Source organism: Enteroscipio rubneri (assembly GCF_002899715.1).
GTDB classification, from domain to species: Bacteria; Actinomycetota; Coriobacteriia; order Coriobacteriales; family Eggerthellaceae; genus Enteroscipio; species Enteroscipio rubneri.
Map to the genome: position 1 here is coordinate 1 of NZ_PPEK01000005.1, position 19,201 is coordinate 19,201.

At 59.8% G+C, this 19,201-nt stretch carries 18 protein-coding genes and 3 tRNA genes; 5 read left to right on the plus strand and 16 right to left on the minus strand.

Going from position 1 to position 19,201, the window contains the following annotated elements; translation table 11 throughout:
* From C2L71_RS05595 to C2L71_RS05655, 12 genes are all read right to left on the minus strand, one after another.
* Positions 1 to 731, minus strand: a 731-nt coding sequence (locus C2L71_RS05595) for a hypothetical protein (protein ID WP_103264806.1), incomplete at its 3' end; no start/stop codon positions are given.
* A gap of 91 nt (positions 732 to 822) precedes the next feature.
* Positions 823 to 2,457: a hypothetical protein gene (locus tag C2L71_RS05600; RefSeq protein ID WP_103264807.1), complete on the minus strand. Its 1,635-nt coding sequence runs from the start codon at positions 2,455 to 2,457 to the stop codon at positions 823 to 825.
* On the minus strand, positions 2,448 to 3,293 hold the full coding sequence (locus tag C2L71_RS05605; RefSeq protein WP_103264808.1) for a hypothetical protein: 846 nt from the start codon (positions 3,291 to 3,293) through the stop codon (positions 2,448 to 2,450). The genes C2L71_RS05600 and C2L71_RS05605 overlap by 10 nt, the downstream gene beginning before the upstream one ends.
* A 4-nt stretch (positions 3,294 to 3,297) precedes the next feature.
* Positions 3,298 to 5,661, minus strand: coding sequence for a phage tail protein (locus C2L71_RS05610; protein WP_103264809.1), 2,364 nt, complete (start codon positions 5,659 to 5,661; stop codon positions 3,298 to 3,300).
* On the minus strand, positions 5,646 to 6,257 hold the full coding sequence (locus C2L71_RS05615; RefSeq protein ID WP_103264810.1) for a Gp15 family bacteriophage protein: 612 nt from the start codon (positions 6,255 to 6,257) through the stop codon (positions 5,646 to 5,648). Before C2L71_RS05615 ends, C2L71_RS05610 begins: the two co-directional genes overlap by 16 nt.
* Entirely contained in the window at positions 6,258 to 6,620 is a 363-nt protein-coding gene (locus tag C2L71_RS05620) for a hypothetical protein (protein ID WP_103264811.1), read from the minus strand. It lies immediately after the preceding gene.
* Positions 6,621 to 6,720: 100 nt separating this feature from the next.
* Complete coding sequence (locus tag C2L71_RS05625; RefSeq protein WP_103264812.1) at positions 6,721 to 7,221, minus strand: hypothetical protein; 501 nt, start codon at positions 7,219 to 7,221, stop codon at positions 6,721 to 6,723.
* A gap of 12 nt (positions 7,222 to 7,233) precedes the next feature.
* Positions 7,234 to 7,671: a hypothetical protein gene (locus C2L71_RS05630; RefSeq protein WP_103264813.1), complete on the minus strand. Its 438-nt coding sequence runs from the start codon at positions 7,669 to 7,671 to the stop codon at positions 7,234 to 7,236.
* Positions 7,672 to 8,054: 383 nt separating this feature from the next.
* Entirely contained in the window at positions 8,055 to 10,097 is a 2,043-nt protein-coding gene (locus C2L71_RS05635) for an AAA family ATPase (RefSeq protein ID WP_103264814.1), read from the minus strand.
* 22 nt (positions 10,098 to 10,119) lie between these two features.
* Complete coding sequence (locus tag C2L71_RS12005) at positions 10,120 to 10,302, minus strand: hypothetical protein (protein WP_147585037.1); 183 nt, start codon at positions 10,300 to 10,302, stop codon at positions 10,120 to 10,122.
* An 823-nt stretch (positions 10,303 to 11,125) separates the two neighbouring features.
* Positions 11,126 to 11,368, minus strand: a complete 243-nt coding sequence (locus C2L71_RS05650; RefSeq protein WP_103264817.1) for a MerR family transcriptional regulator — start codon at positions 11,366 to 11,368, stop codon at positions 11,126 to 11,128.
* Positions 11,369 to 11,402: 34 nt separating this feature from the next.
* Complete coding sequence (locus tag C2L71_RS05655; protein WP_103264818.1) at positions 11,403 to 11,624, minus strand: hypothetical protein; 222 nt, start codon at positions 11,622 to 11,624, stop codon at positions 11,403 to 11,405.
* 108 nt (positions 11,625 to 11,732) lie between these two features.
* Here C2L71_RS05655 and C2L71_RS05660 point away from each other — a divergent pair, with 108 nt between their 5' ends.
* Both C2L71_RS05660 and C2L71_RS05665 read left to right on the plus strand, forming a co-directional pair.
* On the plus strand, positions 11,733 to 12,434 hold the full coding sequence (locus tag C2L71_RS05660) for a LexA family protein (RefSeq protein WP_170042442.1): 702 nt from the start codon (positions 11,733 to 11,735) through the stop codon (positions 12,432 to 12,434).
* A gap of 19 nt (positions 12,435 to 12,453) precedes the next feature.
* Positions 12,454 to 13,545: a site-specific integrase gene (locus C2L71_RS05665; protein ID WP_103264820.1), complete on the plus strand. Its 1,092-nt coding sequence runs from the start codon at positions 12,454 to 12,456 to the stop codon at positions 13,543 to 13,545.
* A 162-nt stretch (positions 13,546 to 13,707) separates the two neighbouring features.
* Here C2L71_RS05665 and C2L71_RS05670 read toward each other — a convergent pair.
* Both C2L71_RS05670 and C2L71_RS05675 read right to left on the minus strand, forming a co-directional pair.
* Positions 13,708 to 13,783 (minus strand) — tRNA-Lys (locus C2L71_RS05670).
* Between the two features lie 86 nt (positions 13,784 to 13,869).
* A tRNA-His gene (locus C2L71_RS05675) sits at positions 13,870 to 13,946 on the minus strand.
* Positions 13,947 to 14,173: 227 nt separating this feature from the next.
* Between C2L71_RS05675 and C2L71_RS05680 the strand changes: the two genes are divergently transcribed.
* Together C2L71_RS05680 and C2L71_RS05685 are read left to right on the plus strand one after the other, a co-directional pair.
* On the plus strand, positions 14,174 to 15,718 hold the full coding sequence (locus C2L71_RS05680; protein WP_103264821.1) for an NYN domain-containing protein: 1,545 nt from the start codon (positions 14,174 to 14,176) through the stop codon (positions 15,716 to 15,718).
* Between the two features lie 196 nt (positions 15,719 to 15,914).
* Positions 15,915 to 16,493 carry a DUF4230 domain-containing protein gene (locus tag C2L71_RS05685; RefSeq protein ID WP_103264822.1) on the plus strand — a complete coding sequence of 193 codons (579 nt, stop codon included), beginning with the start codon at positions 15,915 to 15,917 and terminating at the stop codon, positions 16,491 to 16,493.
* 274 nt (positions 16,494 to 16,767) lie between these two features.
* Here C2L71_RS05685 and sstT read toward each other — a convergent pair whose 3' ends face one another.
* Positions 16,768 to 18,054: a serine/threonine transporter SstT gene (gene sstT, locus C2L71_RS05690; protein ID WP_103264823.1), complete on the minus strand. Its 1,287-nt coding sequence runs from the start codon at positions 18,052 to 18,054 to the stop codon at positions 16,768 to 16,770.
* A gap of 265 nt (positions 18,055 to 18,319) precedes the next feature.
* Between sstT and C2L71_RS05695 the strand changes: the two genes are divergently transcribed.
* Positions 18,320 to 18,404 (plus strand) — tRNA-Leu (locus tag C2L71_RS05695).
* A 149-nt stretch (positions 18,405 to 18,553) separates the two neighbouring features.
* Here the strand turns inward: C2L71_RS05695 and C2L71_RS05700 are convergent.
* A complete protein-coding gene (locus C2L71_RS05700) occupies positions 18,554 to 18,916 on the minus strand; it encodes a hypothetical protein (RefSeq protein WP_103264824.1) in 363 nt (120 codons plus the stop codon).
* Positions 18,917 to 19,201: the final 285 nt, after the last annotated feature.

A 19,201-nucleotide genomic window follows, 5' to 3' on the forward strand; every position in this document is an offset into this window, starting at 1 on the left:
ACGTAGAACCCGCCGAAGCTGCTCTGCGCCTTGTGGTTCGGGTTGCTTACCGAAAAGTACACCTCCGCCTCTCCGTCAGGGTGTTTGAGCACTTTAGCGCCGGCCATTTCGATGTGGGATACGGAATCCCAAGCTGCTTCCAAATCGGTAATGCGGCTTACGAAATCGTTGCTGAGATCGTTGGCGGTGATGGTGCCGTTCGCGATCTTCTCCGTAGTGATTGCATTGTCTGCGATTTGATCACCGCGAAGCAGGTACTTTGAAAAAAGCGGAACCGGATCCTTCACCGTGAGGCCGTCGAGCGATATGCGGAACAAGGGCATCTCGTTGATGAGTGCTCCTCCGTTGAGCAGATCCCCAGATATGCAGCTCGGATCGACAGCTGTTTCTCCCGGCGTTCCTTTGATCACATTGAGCGAAGCGGTTTCGACTCCCGTCGAGGCATTCTTTTCGTACCTGCAGACGATGAGATCATTACGCTTAAGGGTTTGGCTTCCGTTCTCGATGGAAAGATCCTGCGCTGAATCGATGACGACGTGGCGGCCTTTCATCATGATGTCTCCAGGCATGACCCTGACGACGTTCGCGGACTGCAGGGCGGCGGAAATGGTCTTGCCCGCCCCGGTGGTCACGTATTCGCCTGATCCGAATACGGATGCGTTGAATCGGGCGATCTGCTCCGAGGTGATATGGGATTCGCCTGCGAAACCAGTGACGAGACTGACGCTCATCGATCATCAACTCCTAAGTCGTGTTCTGGGCGGTTTGCGGCCGCCGATTCCTTATCGGATTCCCGATCGTTTGTTCTTGCGGTCAGGAGGGTCATTGCATTCGTTTCCATCGAAAACCTCCGAGCGAAGGCACCCGCGCCCACACGCCTCCGTAGCTCATGGCGGGATCGTCCGGATGGGAGGACTCGAACACACTTCCGACGGGATGAGAATTCAGAAAAGCTGCGGAGCCCCCGCTTTGTGCAGTGATGGTCCCCTCGTCTGTAACGGTGATCGTCACTCCGTCGGGCTTCAATACGCCGGGCACGGATGCCGTGCCGATGGGCAGTGTCGGAAACGAGACGGTTCGCTCTTCGGCGGATGTGACGTGCCCCATCGCATCCAAAATCAATTGTGGGCCGACTGTCACTTGAGCACCCCAAGAGGGAGCCGCATCGGCGACAGGGCCGTATGTTCCTTCGATCACGCCGCTAGCCGTGTGCGAAAGCAGGACGTCGCCTGCGTTTCGCGAAACGGTTAAGGGTGCGGAGCCGACGACGCTTTTCACGGAAGCATTGGCGGCGCGCTGCGCTGCGCTTGCAAGTTCGCTTGCGTTGGAAGAGGCCACCACCGCGTTGTTTGCAAGCGCTTCAATCGACGCGACGTCTTCAGCGTCGACTTCTGCGCTGATGGCCATCCCTTCGATGCGGATGCCTTTGCCGGCCGTGTATGCGGTCCCTGTGGCGTAAGACCCACCTGTCTCAAGTTGTTTTGATGCGGCGACGATCTCGCCGATCTCGTATGAAACGGACGCTCCATGACGATCGATGGTCGCGGTTTTCTGGATGACCGAGGCGCTTACTTGCAGTCCGAGATCGTTTTGGTAGACGCTGACGACGTCGTCGACATCGTAGGGCTGGGCTCCGGTGTCGGAAGCATCGCACTCTACGGCGTTTTGGCATTCAGCCAATTTCTCCGTGCCCTTTTCTACGAGCTCCTCCTGCTGTGCGTTCGAGAACTCGAGAACGGCGGAAACTTCGTCCACACCAGCAAGCGATTTGCTTTGCGTCACGTTTCCCTCATCGTCCGCGTAGAGGTGCACGACGGCGCGCTCGGCACCGTTGCCGGATCCGAGGCAGATAAGGTGATTGATGGGTCGGTGATTGCGCGAGACCTTGAAGGAGAGCAGGTCGGAGTCAAGCTCCTCGTTGGAAGTGTGGTTTGCAATCCGCTTTGCGGAAAGCACCACGTTCAATCCGTTGTATGCAACGACGAGCTTAGCCGACGACGATCCGAGCATGCTCCGCAGTCCTGTGTACGCATCGGTGAAGCTCGGGATGCTGGACGACACCGTGATACCGCTCGGGTCTGCGGATGCGGCGAAGATGTCTTCGAGCCCGGCGAGAGACACGATTGTCTGGATGACAGCGTGGGCGTCGCCGGCTAACACGATGTCGGAACCGTCCTCGCGGTATAGCGTCTTCCCGGCCAGGATGCCGTGCCATGTGCGACCTCGGTACAGCTTGACCGGGCGCTTAGAGGTTCTATCGGCTCCCTCCTCGTCGACGATGCCGCCGTATTCGGTTCCCTCGAGGTACACGAACCCGCCGATAGGAATCGATTGATCGCTTTCGACAGGCAGCTTGAGTTCGAAGTCGTTCCCCTTGTTCCCGTAGGTGATGTCGATCTCCGCTTCTCGGAGTACTCCGAGGTCGTGTCCGGAGGTATCGGTGAAGACTACGTCCATTCCGGCTCGTTTCTCTCGTCGAAGATCGTGAGGTTGAATCCGAAGGTGTTGTTCCAGGAGATGATGGACTCGCCGGTCGGAACCGGTTCGAAGACGTACGTTCCTGAGCCCTTGGCGCCGCGGAGCCGCTTTGAGAACGCGCTTTCGGTTTTTCCGCCAGCGTCGACGAGGAGGATGCTTTTGTCACGGCTGTCGATCGTCAGAAGACAGCCGGGCGGCACGTTGACATCGACCTGATGAAGGTTGTTTCCAACCCACACGAAGGGCGACGATACCGGTCCGAACACCACGAGCCTAAATGGCGAAGGCGCCGCCGAGGGGTTGTTGAAGCGCTTCGCAGCCCTGTTCGGCGCGTAGTCGTAAGGGAAGTCGTAGGGGAAGTCGAGGGCGCCCGGCCCAAGGGGGCCGGCTGTCTGATCGATGACGAACGAGACAGTGGTCTCCCTTGTCCACGCACCCGTGACGGGCACGATATCGAGCGTCGTTTCCATGATGCCGTCATCGAACCACCAGTTGTCCTTCGAGCTGCCAACGATGAAGGCGTCTAGGGAGAATGCACCGATGCGTATCGTGCCGGGTTCGCCGCCGGCGGCGTCGGCTTCTATGATCTTGGCGAGACGATTGCGCGCGGCTATGCCGTCTTCCTTTTTGCAGCAAAGCGCGATGGGAATTGACATGGCCTTCGGTGTGCGCGCTATCGATGTCACGCGTCCATTTTCGATGGAGGCGTCAAGCGACCAATTCCTGAGCGCATGCGCTCCGTAATGGTAGATAGACTGAGGTCCGAATTCGAGAACCTCTCCATTGCGATTCGTGTATGTGATGGTCATATCCATAAGGCTACCTGTTCAGTGCGCGGGCAAAGGCGCGCGGATTGGCGATGGTCGCTTCGATTTCCGCAGGGGCATTGGCGGCGATTTCGCGGCCGATGCCAGCTCGGAATCCCTCGATGCTCTCTTTGACTTCGCGCAAGGCGGAGATTACGGCGCTGTTTCCAGCCGAGCCTCCGAGGTTTGCCGCACCAGGGGAGGCTGTTCCCCTTCGAAACGCCGCTTCGAATTCGAATCCTCCGAGCAGGTCGGCGATCCTGTCCATGGAATCATCGAAGGGCAATGGGATTTGCGAGAGCCCGGAACGGGCGGCCGCGGTCATATCCTTCACCATCGATCGTGCCGCGCCGATGGCTGCAGACGCTTTTTCGTCGATACCTTGGGCCAGCCCCTGGGAGACGAATCGTCCGAACTCGGCGAAGACTTTTGAAGGGGAAGCTATTCCGAGCAGGCGCTTGGCGCCCTCGATGGCGTCGTTGACGACTCCTCCTATCGCGTCGAGCACCGATTGCGCAGCGCCTTCAATGCCGTCTACGAGACCCTGGATGAGCTGACCGCCTGCGTCGCCCATTTCGGAAATGCTGGAACCTACTTTGTCGATTCCCTGGTCGATGAGCGATTTCACCGCGCTCAGCAAATCGTCGAGAACTTTCGGCACGGCGTCCGCGATGGCCATGAAGAGCGTGACCGCCGCGGCGAGCAGAATGGGGATGAGGGTGGGAAGCTGGGAGACGACCGCGTCGATGACCGCCGGTATGGCAGCGAGCAGCTGGGGCAGTATCAAGGGAAGGGCATCGACCAGCGCCGTGAACAGCTGCACCGCCGCACTGCATAGCAACGGTATGAGCGTCGGCAGTACGGCGACAAGCGAGCTGATAACGGTGGGGAGCGCTTCCAAAAGCATGGGGATGATCTGGGGAAGCGCCTGGACGATACCCATGAACAGAGCGAGCGCGCTCTCGATCAACAGGGGGAGGAACGTGATCAGCATGTCAACGATGCCTTCGACGAGCATGGGAAGCTGTTCGATGACAGCGGGTAGCACCATGGGCAGTGCTTGGACGATGCCCATGAACAAGGAAAATGCGCCCTGGATTAACATAGGGAGAAACGTGATCAATATGCTTCCGATGCCTTCAATGAGAGGGGGAAGCTGCTCGATGATCGCGGGCAGCACCATAGGAATCGCTTGGGCGATGCTCATGAAAAGCTGCATCCCTGCTTGCAGCAGCAATGGGAGCGCGAAAAGAAGGGCCTCGCCTATCGCAGAGATGAAATCGGGAATACTTGCCGCGACGATTGGGACAACACCCGCGAATGCTTGCGCGAGACCCGTGAAGAGTTGAACTCCTGCCGCAATGATCAGGGGGAGAGCTGCTATGATCGCGCTGCATGTAGCGGCTACGATACCGGGTAATCTCTCTGCGACAATGGGTCCGATGCTGCCAAGAGCTTGTACGAGTCCCACGAAAAGCTGAATTCCCGCTTCCACAATCATGGGGAGTGCGCTTGCAAGGCCTTTGCACAAGGTGGCCACGAGCGGAGGAATGCTCGTGGCAATAATGGGGGCGACTGCGTTAAATGCTTGCGAAAGCCCGAGGAACAATTGCATTGCCGCTTGAGCAAGCGCAGGGGCGGCAGATGTGATTGCATTTACTAACGACAGCAAGATTCCTGGCAATATGCCAAGAACAATGGGTGCAAGCTGGGGTAAGGTTGTGGCAAGTTGAGCGATCAGGCCGGAGATAGCGGTTGCGATGCCCGGCGCTGCAGCGGCCACGTCCTCTACAAGCTTAGGGAATACCGTTGCTACCTGCGTCTCCATGGCTGGTATGGTAGTTGCGAGACTCGACATGGTTTTCATAGCATCTGTGGCCATTTTATTGAACCCGTCGCCGCTTTTTGCGGCATCGTAGCCGAGCTTTACAAGCTTGATCGAGGTGGTTCCGATCGATTTCAAGGCGCCTGATAGGCCGGCGCCTAGCTTCGACGCCGCGCTTTTGAGCCGTTCGAAGGATGCTGCCGGCTTTTCAGCTGCCGCTTCGAGCTGTCCGCTCGACGCTTGCGTCGATGCATCGGACAGGCTGGAGGAGATTCCTTCGCCAGCTTGTTTTGCGCTGCCCGCAAGCTTGGCGAAACTCAACGCGCCTTTTATCATCTGGCCTGCGACGACTCCCATCGCAACCTTCGAAGCGGTTGAAAGGCCTGAACATGCGGATGCGAATAAGCTTTTCGTCGTCGAAAGCTGATTGCCGATCGTGTTCACGAAGGACGAGATCGCCGCTTGGACGTGTGAGATGTCGATATTGATATTCACGTCGATGTCGTGTACGTCGACCGTTATCTTGCCCGTGTCGGTCATGCGATCTCCCATATCATGTTCGTGAGCTTGAGCGCCTCGTCTTCGGTTCGGGCTGGGAGCGCCAGCTCCCGCTGGCGCTCGAGGAGCTGTTTCTTCTCGTTCTCTCCCATGTTCCTGGAGGGCCGAGCTCCTCGGATGCCGATGGCTTGCATCGTCTTAGACGTGTCACTCAATTCTCTAAAGAGCGACCAGAACCGCCACCAATGCATATCCAGCTTGGGCTCCGTGAGGTCGATGCCGTATTCTCGTTGAAAATCGGCTATGACGCGAGGTGCATCGAAATCCCAATCCCAGAGGCGCGCTCGGCTCGCCGCCCGCGATCCTGGTGCGCCTTCCGGTTTTCTCGGCTCACAGAGCGCGAAGAAGCGAACGGCGCTTTCCATGGCCGCGGCTGTTCTCGCAGCTTCTGGAACCATGAATATTCCCTTGTCCCACCTGCCGTAATACAAAGCGATGATGACCCGCGCTTTGTCGTTTCGACCGAGGCGCGGATCGTCCATGGCCTGCATGGCCCGTATCCCCGTCCGCCAATCGCAGTTGATGGGGACGGGAGCGCCGTCGACCTCGACGGTCGACGGCGCTCCCTGAAGAAGGATGTTGGGCTGCATTTACGCCTCGGGCATGTCCGGTACGTACCAGGCGATCGCCTCGTCGAACCGATCGCCGATCTGCGCTTCGGCGATCTTGGAGTACAGGTAGGCGAAAAGTTCGAGGCCGTCGAGCATGCTCCAGGGACGGCTTTCGAAGATGTCCTCGAACTGCTCTTGCCCAAGCAAGATTTTCAGGTAGCCTTTCACATCGGCTGAAAGCGCTTGCGCCTGGCCTTCGGTCGCGTCGGCGTAGTCCTCGTTCTGGATTCGCTCGCCCCAAGAGGCTATGTTGTCGAAGACCTCGGCGTCGCCCAGGTCGATGACGTAGTCTTTGCCTTCGATCTCAACGCTGACGATATGCTTCTGAAACGAAAAACCCATATTCTCGCCCTCCTCGATTTCGCCATCGGTCCGATGGCGGCTTGCAGTCTACATGCGCGGGTCATCCACGGTTTTCCAATGAGCTCTGATGCATCGGCCCTTATGCCGCCGGTGCGGGTTCCTGTCCGTCGGAGAAAACCTTCGTAGCGGGGTTCCACGTTCCTTCCGTCCACGTTTCGTCGACCATGTTGAACGTGCCGGAGCCCGTCACCGGTTGCCCCTGGTTGTTGTTGTGTGGGGCGTTCGGAGTGAACAGGAACGACGCTTTATCGGCAGTCTTTGCATTCTCCGAACCGAGCCACGTGAATACGCGCACGATTTCGCAAGGGAGGTCGGTTTCGTTGCGGTGCTCCATGATCCATGCGTCGAAAGCGTTGCCGATGACGGTGTCCTTTTCGAAATTGATCACGCAGGCGCGGGCGTAGGTGAACACAGGAGGGTTCTTGTGGTCGATCCATGCCGCCTCGTAGGTTTTCGCGTCTCCCGCCATCTCCCACGACAGAAGCTCGGTCGCCTTGACCCATTCCGAGGTATCGGCCTTCCCGACGTTGACGTAGTACTCCAGTTGGTATCCCCATGCAGGGACGGTGCTTTCGGGCATTGCTGCTCCTTTCTAGAGGTGTGTTCGATACGTTACGGTGAGTGTCACCCGGTAATCCGAACGGCCCGCAGCCGATTCTGAGAAGTAGGGCTGGGAATGGTCTTCAATGCGCCAATCGACCCCCGTTCCGGTTCCGCCGCCCGTCGCGTTCGACAGTGCGGACGCGATCGAGTTCAAAAGCTCGCACGCCTCGATCCTGCTGGCTGCATCGTCTCCCGTGCGGCGCAGCGCAAGCGCTATCTGGCAGCGCGATACGCTTCCGCCGTCCACGTAGGGCCGCCCGCTCGGCTTTTCCTGTAATGTCTGCACGGCGACGACGGGCAATTGGGACTGATCGTCTGGAAGATGGTCGAAATCGCAAACGAAAGCATTCGGGAGCCTTCCGACAAGCGTTTCGAGGGCCTCGAAGACACTGACAGCCACGCTCGAGCGACCGGTTGATTCTGCCACGGTGGTTCCTTTCGCCAAAGGTACGGGCCGTGCGGCAAGACGGTGCCACACGGCCCGCGAGGAGGACCGGCATTATGCCGGCTGGATGCATGATGGGGTATCTGTCACTCGTCCATCAGGTTGCTTGCGCCCGCGCTCGGATTGCGCGGCGCGGGGCGAGCACGGCTGCGCATGTGAGCATTTCGCCATAGTTATATGGGCATCCTGACAGGGGGTGGCTGTAAGGCTAAAGCTCTTCGACAGGGTTCGAGTTCGCATGTCGAACTGTGAGAACGGGAAGGGAAGCGGTTCCTGTCAACGTGTCATTGACGGGCTGATAGGCTGCGGATCACGCGATGGGCGCGCGCCGCCGATGGGAAGCCCGGGTCAGCGTCTCAGGTCGATCAGCCGCATTTCTGCACGATGGTCGTGTTCTCGTTGAGCTCGATCCTCTTCCAGCCTTCAGCAGCGTCGAGGTGCTTCTTAACCGTGTTGCGCGACCATCCGAGCCGGCTTATGAGGTCTCCTATCATAAAGGGTTCCCCGTTCTTCTCCGCATGGAGCTGCTCGCAGACGCGTGCAACCTCGCGGGCCTTCGTCTCGTTTTCCCGCTCGTGCCTCGCCTTCGTGGAGCGGCCTCCTTTGTAGTGGGGCGGAAGGGACTCTTTCGGAAGGCAGGCGGCGAGCTCCCCCGACTCGTCGAGGCGATGGAGGGGATGATCGAACCATACGTTCAAAGGAGGATGGGCGGGGAATTCCCGCAGAGTACTCTCGATGCGCCATGCCGTCGCCTCCCGATTTCCGGTGCCGTGCATGCGGCGGATCTCGTCGGGTATGTCGAGCTCGAGCAGGTCGAGCAAGGCATCCGCATCGCGCGCGAGCACGCCCGATCCGCTCGCGCGATCGGCCGCCGCCTTCCACCCTTGGCTGCCTTTGCTATGGTGATGGCAGCAGACGATGGCGGCACCGAGGGCGGATGAGGCCCGATCGAATAAACTGCAAAGGTCGGCCATATCGTGGGCGCTGTTCTCATCCCCGGTGAGCAGCTTGTAGAGGGGATCGATCACGACGGCGCAATACCCGTTGCCGGCCGCGCGCTCGACGAGGGCATGAATGAGCTCATGGGGAGCGTACGATCGCCCGCGCAGATTCCAGACGTCGATCCCGTCGAGCGCGTCGTCTTCGAAGCCGTTTGCCCTGCGGACTTCTTCCATGCGATGAAGACAGCTCGCTCGATCGACTTCCAGGTTCACGTACAGAACTCGGCCGCGTGCGCAGGACGCTCCAAGCCATGCGGTACCAGTCGAGAGCGCCATGCAGAGTTCGATGAGCGCGAAGCTCTTTCCCGCTTTGCTTGGGCCGGCAAGGAGCATCTTATGACCTTGCCGGAGCACGCCCTCTATCAGCGGCGGAGAGAGCGGGGGAATATCGTGTACGGCGTGACGGGCTTGCTCGATGGGCGGGAACGACGTGCGGGATGCTTTTCTGACTGGATTCTGCGACAGAATCCAGTCGTCCCATGAGGGGCATCCTCCGTCCACGCATATCAGGGTCTGTTGGCGATCGCCCCGTTTCGCGCCGGGGAGACGCGAAAGCCGAGAGGGGTTGCGATTCTGCTGGTCGACTGCAAGGCCTGCTTTAACGCACGTGTCGTATAACGTAGCCACCCGTGTTCGATACTCTTCCGCGGTTCGGGCATCTATCTTCACGACGGCATGCACGCTCTTGCCTCCGCTGTGCACGACGGCTGCGACGGGGAGCCCCAAGTTCTCTATAGTCGACAGCTGCCGTTCTGCGGATCCTTCGTCCGATTCCACGAGTGCATGCCGGAAGGCGGACACGTTCGCGTCACGTGCGCCCTTGCCGTCGAGGGGGTTGATGCGTATCCAGGCTCCTGCGCGGGCGTCGTAGGCCCCAACGGCTTCTTCCAGGGAGGAGCTCGCAAGCCGCCGCATCAAGTCGCCTGCCGTGCTCGAGGTGACGCCGCATGAGGCGGGCCGGTATTTTACCGTGCCGTCCCGAAACCGAACAGGGCGGCTGTCGCACACGTAGCCAATGAACTCGTCGTGCCGGAAGAGGGCGGAGAGGTAGGTTCTCAGTTGGGCTTCAGGGGTGCCTTCGGTATCGGGGAGGCCGGTCGTGCACTTGGTTTCGAACGCGTTGCACATCTTGTCGGAAGCAGGCCCGCGCTTGGCCTTTCGGGCGAGCGCGAAGATCGTTGCGCCCGTCACGCCTCCTGCGACGGGGGAGAACCCGGCCCATTTCCGAGCGCACTCGCCTTGACGGTAGCGAGCGACATCTCGCCGGCTCCAGGCGTCCCAGAGTTCGAAGGGGGCCTGTTCGGCATGCAGACCCATGCCGATGCGTAGCCAGGCGCCGTAATCGCATAGAGACGGATCGATCGCGTCGAGGGCTTGGGCGAGGGACTCGAGCATCGTTCTTTCCATTGCGCGTCCCTTTCCCCGGGTGTCATATTCTGCTTTCGCTCGGCGACGGAGGTCTTCCTTTTCGAGGGTTTCTGCCGGTTTTTTCGCGCATGCGGCGCAGCCTTGTTTTCGCCGCGTCGTAGCGCAATCTGAGCGTACGGTACTCCCATTCTTCAAGGTCGATCAGGTAGCGTTCCTCGGCTTTCGATCGCTCGTAGCGGCTCATAGGACAGCTTCCCCGTTTCTGCGGGCGCTCGAGCGCTTTGCGCGTCCGTCTTTGCGCTTCGGTCCGCTCATAGACGAGCCGCTGTTCAGGAGTCATAATCGCCAGTTCGCGCGAGCATGCGTCTTCGCGTCCTCGCAGCTGCTCGCGCATCGTGCAGACGCGGCATCGTCCTGTCTTGTCATCGATGCCGGTGCGCCAGGTAGCGCATTCGTTGCACCAGACCAATCGAGACGACCAGCATTTGAGCGTCAAATGCTCGCCCGATCGGTTCAGCTTTGACGCCATGGATTCCACAGCGCTCTCGCTTCTCCCGAGCCTTTTGCAGATGGTGCGCAGAGGAAGCCTTCCCGCCGCATCGATCAAGAAGGCCACTTCCCGCGTGGTCCATGCACGATGTCTTCCGCCGCGGGTCATGTGTCCGACTCCTTGCGCGCATGTCGCCAAGTCCGTGCAGCGGGGGTTCGGCCTGTTATGCGACGGAACCAGATCCGGACGAGGGCGGCGCCGGAGGGGGAGTCGAGATCGCGCTGGTAATGAGGCGTGCCGATAGCTTCGGCGAGTTCGGGTTCGTCCATGAGGAGCAGGCGAGACAAACAAGGCCACCAAACCGGCTTTGCGCCACATGCGAGCGCCGCTCTTCGGATGCGCTCGGCGTTTGCCGATTCCGGCCGAGAGGAGATCCTGCAGACTTGTTCGAGCAGCTGGGCGTAATTCGTCCGCAAGAGGAAGGGACTTTGGCTTGCAGCCCAGCGGACGGCTTCCTCCGCGTCGTCCAGGTGCGATGTCGAGACGATCTCCGCGACGAGCGCGGCTTTTCCGGGCATCATACCGATGTTCCGATGTCTGAGGCGTGCATTGCATCGAACACGTCGACCATGCTGTTCTCAATCCAGTCGTCCATGATCGCCTCGGTCACGAAGTATCCCCGCACAGCCCCTCTTCTCATCTTGGCGTGGAGTCGGCCCGCTTTTATCTCGGTGTACAGCACGGTTTCGGGCACGTCCCAGAGCCGAGCAGCCTCCGGAATGCGGTACAGCTTGTTTCTCACGGGCGGCTTTGCCGTCATAGGTTCTCTCCTTGCATATAAGACAAATATAAATTTACTCAAAGGGTAAAAAAATATCATCGACGGCATCGTGGATTATGCGCACGCTATATCGGTTCAGATTCGGCAGAATCAACTCGATCATATGCAGGTTAATGCGGTCTGGATGAAGCTCGAGTTGTCGGTACGTATAGGGGTCAAGGCCGATGATCCGCGCGATGTCAGTGCTTTGATAACCGGAGACGCTACGAGCTATCTTTAAAAAATCTTGTCCCATACCTCACCTCCTCGCTTACAGACAATAATAAATTTACACTATAGCAAAGTCAATAAGACGTATATAATAAATTGCCAGACAGATTGAAATGTACCGATGGAGTCAGTTATGAAGCCTTTGTCCGAAGCGGAGATACAGGATGTGCTCATTGAAAATCTGAAGGCGCTGATGAGCTTCGAGAACGTATCCCAAGCCGAGATCGCTCGAAGATCGAGCATCGAGAAACAGACGGTTTCGTCTTGGATGCGGGGCGTGTCGTTCCCGTCGGCCAGGAACATCAAGAGCCTGACCGAGGCCTTCGGTCTCACCACCGACGATCTGCTCAGCAACGAATGCGGCCTGGCCTCCCGCAGGGGTAAGGAGCGACCGATTCGCGAGTACGAATACGCCGTGATGTCGACAATGGCACCGGTATACGGGCGTATTGCGGCAGGCGACCCTCTGGAGATGATGGTCGACCACGACGAGGTGGCCTATTTGCATCCTGACGTGGCACAGCGGCATCCCGACGGCTTTTTCTTGACGGTGTCGGGCGATTCCATGGACAAGATCATGCCAGACGGGTCCCTCGCATTCGTCGATCCCCGCGCAGCTGTGGCGAACGGAGATGTCGCGGCGATAACGGTGAACGGGGACGATGCCACGATAAAGCGCATCTTCTTCGCCGGCGACACGGTGGTTCTCCATCCGGAGAGCTCGAATCCGGCCCACAGGGATCGCGCGATCGATTCCAACGACCCGGACGCGCCCGCCGTGCGCATTATCGGAAAAGTCGTCTGGCACTACCTCGTCGACGACGATCGTCTGTAGCGGCTAGGGGCTGAGCGCGATGGCTCGCAGCACATGGGGTAGCATCAGGCAGAAGGATCGCGGCGTCTGGGAAGTGCGCTATCCTCTTCCACGCGACCCTTCGACGGGGAAACGGCGCCAGGGCAGCAAAACGGTGCGCGGCACGCGGAAGGCTGCCGAGCAGCTGCTGGCCGAGCTCAGGGCCGAGCATGGCGCGGATGGGGATTCGGTGGGCCCCTGCATGACGGTTCGGCGTTGCTGGACGCGGCACTACCGCCCCTATATCGGCGACCTCTCTCCTTCGACCGTCAAAGGATATGAAAGCGCCTACGCATCGCATATCGAGCCGACGTTCGGCTGCCGCATTATGGAGGATATCGGACCTGCCGAGGTTCAGCGCTGGTTGGATGAGATGTCGTACGGTGCCGCGAAGAAGAGCTTCGCGGTTATGCGCGCCCTCTTCAATTTCGCAGCCGATCAGGAACTTCTAGTGAGAAACGTAATGGATCGCCGCTTCAAGCTTCCGAGGAGATCTTCTGCGGCGCGCATGGTTTGCGAAGACATCCACGATCTCGGCACGTTGAAAGCCGTGCTCGCGGACTGTCGGGGAGAGGTGTGGGAGCCGGGGTTCATCTTCTCAGCGTTCGGGGGGCTGCGCCGTTCGGAGGCGTGCGGGGTGCAGCGGCCCGATGTGGAGTTCGCCGAGGGGTATGCGATTGTGCGGGTTCGCCGAGGGGTGCAGTGTATCGACGGGGTTGTGCGCGAGACGAGTGTGAAGACGGAGGCGAGCGAGCGCATGGCGATCATCCCTCGGCCGTTTTCCGACCGGCTGCTCGAACTCGTCCGATCACGCCCCGGCGAACTCTGGATGCTCGATGACGGTTTCGGCAATCCGCTGAATCCGGACACGCTCGCGAAGGCGTACCAGCGCTGGTTCCAGCAAAGCGCGCACCGGTACATACCGTGGAAGAATCTGCGGAACAGCTACGCGACGATGCTGCACGAGGCGGGCGTGGAGCTGGGCATGATCGCCAAGCTTCTCGGGCATTCAACGCCCGTCACCACGTTCAAACACTACGACAAACCGAGCGCGGAGGCATTGGCGGCCATAGTCAGCAGACTCGGTGACTGAGTATTGCGAGGGGCGGCCCGTTCAGGCGAGGTCGGGGAAGGCGCCCGGATGCGTCGTAGAACTTTGCCTGATCGGTGGGATCGCGTGGAATGGGGACTGTCGGCGGCGATCCGCCACACAACAAAAAAGCCAGAGGTTCAACCCTCTGGCCTGCGGTTTCGATGGTGGACCGTGTAGGATTCGAACCTACGACCTTGGGATTAAGAGTCCCCTGCTCTACCAACTAAGCTAACGGTCCATATCAAGCTGCCTTCGACACGCAAAGCGATTTGATATGTTAATCGATGCCTTCTGCCTTTGCAAGCATTTTTTCAAAATTCGCGCTGGGGTGGATGATGGGACTCGAACCCACGACCTCCAGAGCCACAATCTGGCGTTCTAGCCAACTGAACTACACCCACCAAGGCGCAAGGTGGAAGTATACGGATTTTTATGTGCGAGTGCAAGAGGATTATGGACAAATTGTATCAGCCATCCTGCAAATAGGCGTCGACGTGCGGCTATCGAGTAGTATGGGATCGTAAACGATGTCGAAGCGGCTCGTCGAGATGCCTGCGAATGCAGGGTCTTCGGCATCTTCCAGGGCAGGCGCAAAGCTTTCCCGTGCAAAAACCGAGGAGCGACAAAAGTGGATACTAAGCAATCGTCTGAGAAGCGGTTCGCCCTCTTGATCGATGCCGACAACGTGTCGGCCAAGTACATAAAGCCCATCACCGACGAGCTGTCGAAGTACGGCACCGTCACCTACAAGCGCATCTACGGCGATTGGACGCTCACGCTCCACGCTAAATGGAAGGACGCGTTGCTGGAGAACTCCATCACGCCCATCCAGCAGTTCGGCTACACGCAGGGCAAGAACGCCACCGACTCGGCCATGATCATCGACGCGATGGACATCCTGTACACGCGCTCGGTAGAGGGCTTCTGCATCGTGTCGAGCGACAGCGATTTCACGCGCCTGGCCAGCCGCATCCGCGAGAGCGGCCTCACGGTCATCGGCATGGGGGAGAAGAAGACGCCCACGCCGTTCCGCAAGGCGTGCGACATCTTCACCACGCTCGAGCTGCTGCTGCCGAATGCGGGGTCGAAGCCGAACGGGCGCTCCAAAGGCGGTCGCTCGGAACAGTCCGGTGCAGGGAGCGTGCAGAATGCGGGCCCGTCGATCGAGGAGATCGAACAAGCCGTGGCGAACATCGTCACGGACAATCAGAACAACGGCAAATCCACGGGCCTCGGCGAGGTGGGCAGCCGCCTCTTGAAGCGCTATCCCGACTTCGACGTACGCAGCTACGGGACGAACCAGCTGAAGAAGCTCCTCGACGAGTTCGCCGGCATTGTTGTCATCAAGGATGGCAGCAACGTGTCTGTGGAGCTCGCCGAGGACAAGGACCAGACAAAGGACGCACGCGAGAAACGCATCGAATCGTCCGCACGCGATAAAGGCGAGCGCGATGCCGACCGGCGTCCGGAGCGCGAGGCCAGACCATTGCGGAACTCCCGAACTGTTGGGCGGGATGTGCCGAGGAGCGCACCGTTCGTACCGGATACGACGCAGACCGACGAGGACGCGCCCGATGATGCGTCGAAGGAGGATCTGCTGAAGCAAGGCGGCCAAAATGCGATCCCCGAAGGCACGGCTCCGGTTTCTCGGCCGTCGAAGGGAAGGCGCGCTCCGCGAGGCCGTTCCGCGCGCATCGAGCGAAAAGAAGAAGGAGCTCTCGAGCGCGAGCAGTCGGTGGAACCTGCTTTCGAGCAGGATACGGGATCTGAACAGCCTGAGCTTGCAGCTGAGCCTTCGACCTCGGCATCGCAGCACGGAGCGGTCGGGTCGAGCGAACAGCGCGCCGTCGACAATAGGCCGGGCCGAGCGGTTCGGAGAAAGACAGCGGCGAAGCGAGTTCCGCCTGCCGGCGAAGAAAGCGTCGCGGATCCTCAGAAGATGCTGCAGCCTGCCGTTTCCGACGGCCCTGAGAGTTTCATTCGCCAAATCGTTGACGGTGCAGGTGAAGAGGGAGTGGAGCTTTCGGTGCTCGGCAAGCGGGTTCGCGGGAAGTTCCGCGCGTTCAAGCTGCGCGACCTCGGTTACACGCAGTTTCGCTCCTATGTCGGCGATTTGGATGGCATCGAACTCGACCAGCGTGGCAAAGTCTTTTTCGCTTGCGTCGCGCGCTGAAAACTTCCTGCTTGCCGGGCGGTTGAGGAACTCCGCCGAGCGTCTCGTTCGTTCAGCTGTTCGTTGATGTAGAGGGAAGGCGCAAAGCGAACGGCCAGGTGGGATCCCTCCGAGCTGGTGTGAGCGTCGATCGGCGAAGTCGCCCCACCTTTGCCGTGCTATGCTGGCCCGGCAACCGAATCGATCGAGGAGGATCATGAAAAAGTTCGTCATGGGCATCGTTGCTGTCGCGCTTGTGGCGCTCGGCGCGTTGGGTGCGTTGGGCTTCCAGCGATTTTTCGAACCAAGCGTCGCATTGTCTTCGACGTCCATACAGGAGCAGCTTTCTAACTGCAGTGAGCTTGCTACGGCGAAGCTCGAATACCGAGGGCTTGTGCGCTACGAGGATGGCGACATCGATTTCATCAACAAGAAGCGCTTCTCGATGGTCTATGATGCCGAGGTGCGCGCCGGCGTCGATCTGTCTCAGGCGGACGTCAAAGTGAACGGACATAACGTTACCGTGACCCTGCCGGCGCCTCAGCTGTTCGGTATCGAGATCGATCCGAACTCCATCGAGTTCTACGACTCTTCGTTCGCTTTGTTCAATTGGGAGAACAAAGATGATACCGCGAAGGCCCTCGTTGTCGCCCAGCAGGACGCCGAGGGTAAGGTGAGCCAGTCGAACTTGCTTTCCGAGGCACGTGGTCAGGCCCATGCGCTTGTGGAGAGCTTGCTCTCTCCGTTCGAGGAGGGCGACAACGCCTACGTCGTGAGCATCGTGGATGCCGCCTGATTCCCCGGCCTGCAAGTTGGCCGCTCCCTGTTCCCGGCTTTCCGCTGCGGCAGACTAACGGGTACGAACTTGCGGGTGGATAGCCGTTGCCGGCGCGATAGTGGCTCGTGGACGCGCCGATTTTGCGCAATGGGCCGTCTTCTGGACTGGTCCATCACGGTGCTTCGCGCTATCCATCAGCAAGAACGCCACCCGTACCTCGAAGGGGCGGGTGGCGTTCTTGCAGGTTTGAAGATCCCTGCTCGCAGCGGAGGCAGGGGGTTTCGGTTGTTTGTTAGGCCAGCTCGTTCTCGCTGAAGGTGTCCTTGCCTAGCTTGAAGTCCTCGCCATCCGCGTTCATGCGGCGATATTCGGCTGTGGCGGTGAACAGCACGTCGGAGGACGAGTTGAGCGCTGTTTCGCACGAGTCCTGGATCACGCCGATGATAAAGCCGATGGCTACCACCTGCATGGCCACGTCGTTGCCGATGCCGAACAGCGAGCAGGCCAACGGGATGAGCAGCAGCGACCCCCCGGCGACGCCCGATGCCCCGCATGCCGACACCGCGGCGAGGACGCACAGGATGACGGCCGTGATCGGATCGACTGAAATGTCGAGCGTATGCGCGGCGGCCATGGTCATGACGGCAATGGTGACGGCCGCCCCAGCCATGTTGATGGTTGCGCCGAGCGGGATGGACACCGAGTAGTTGTCCTTGTCCAGACCCAGTTTGCGGCACAATTCCATGTTCACGGGGATGTTCGCGGCGGAGCTTCGGGTGAAGAAGGCGGTAAGGCCGCTATCCTTCAGACAGCGGAAGACGAGCGGGTAGGGGTTTTTCCGAACGCACGCAAACACGAGCAGCGGGTTCGTGATAAGCGCGATGACGAGCATGCAGCCTACGAGCAGCAGGATGAGCGAGCCGTACTCGGCGAATATCTCAGGACCGTTCTGCGATACCGACGTGTATACGAGTCCCAGGATGCCGAACGGCGCAAGGCTGATTACCCAGCGCACCACTTTCGACACGGCATCGGCCACATTGGTGAACACCTCTTTGGTGGATTCGCCGGCTGCTCTGAGCGCGATGCCCAGCACGAGCGCCCACGCCAAGATGCCGATGTAGTTCGCATTAATAAGGGCGTCGACTGGATTTGAGACGATATTCATGACGAGCGTGGTCAGCACGTCGGCCACGCCGGTGGGCGAAGATTGCTCGACTGCGGGTTCAACGAGCGTAATGGTCATGGGGAACAGGAAGCTGCCGATCACGGCGACGAGTGCCGCTATGAGCGTGCTCACTATGTAGAGCAGCACTACCGTCTTCATGGATCCGGCGGCTTTCGCGTTAGCAAGTGCGCTGATGACGAGGAAGAACACGAGGATAGGCGCCACCGCCTTCAGCGCCGAGACGAACAAAGTGCCCAAAAGCTCGACGAACTCGATTCCGGCTGGCGCGAATAGGCCCAGCGCGCCGCCGATGACGAGGCCGATCACGATTCGTTTAATCAGGCTGATGCTGTTCCATGCTCGGCCGGCTCTCTTGACGAGCTCCCAAATCTTGTTCCCTTGATTCTCCATGCGGTCCTCGTTTCTCCTGTGCGCGGACGCTCGCGCGAGCATGCTCCGATCGAGAAGCGCGGTCGTGCGGGCGTGCATGCGTCGTTCTGCACTGCCTGGCTCATGGTAGCAGAAACTTTACGTTGTCGGGAGTCCGGCTGGGCAAAGCGGTCGGAGCGCACGGGTGATGCTGGTGAACGTTCATGGGGGCGGCGGAGAGCTTTCACGCTGTGCGTTCCCGTCTTTTTTTGGTATGATGGTCGCCGCGTCGAACCGACGTGAGCGTGCGGGCGTGGCGGAATTGGCAGACGCGCCAGATTTAGGTTCTGGTACCGAGAGGTGTGAAGGTTCAAGTCCTTTCGCCCGCACCATGAAAAGAACGAGGCCGGGATCGTGTAAAGCGTCCTGGCTTTTTTACGTCTTGCTGCCTGGATCCGGTCGCGCCTCCGTGGTGATCCGCGCAGGTTCGCCTGCCCTCGAATTATCCGAATCGGAGAGCGGCGAGGTGCGCTCGTGCGCCTTAGGCGACGAACCGCCCGAGAAGGAAGCCCGCGACGGTGCAGGCGGCGGCGAACAGCGCTGACAGTGCGACGAGGCGCGCATCGCGGCGCTGTTCGCGCAGGCGCTCTGCTTCTGCGCGTCTCAGCTCGGGAAAATACGAACGGCCGTCGGAGGTTATGGTCACCACGACCCCTCGTTTGTCGTCCTGCTTTGCGGCAAGGGCTCCGTTCTCGATGAGCTCGCGTTGCAGGTCGTCATCGGGCCGGTAAGGGAAGGCGCAGCGGTACACCAGCTCGCCGCCGACGCTGCACGTGGCGTGCTCGTAGTCAAGCAGACGCGCCAACTCGCGTTCCTGCAGTAAGTTGAGGGACAGATTCGACATGACATCCTTCGTTTGAGCTTCGTTTTTTGTCGACCTTCATGATACCGTGACTCGCCGATCAATGGTAGCGGGAAAACCAATATCTACGAGGCGGCCTGCCGACGGGAAAGGACGAACGGTCGTACGCCCGGATGCCGCTCTTGCAGCCGGCGCGATGCCATGCATGCTGCCCGTACCGTGCGGCTGGCGCTGCCTTGTAGCAGCTCGTCGCGTTCGACGGACCTCGGGCCCTCGGCTTTCGGCCGGGAAGAGTTATTCATGGCATCCCGAAGGGCCATCCCGAAG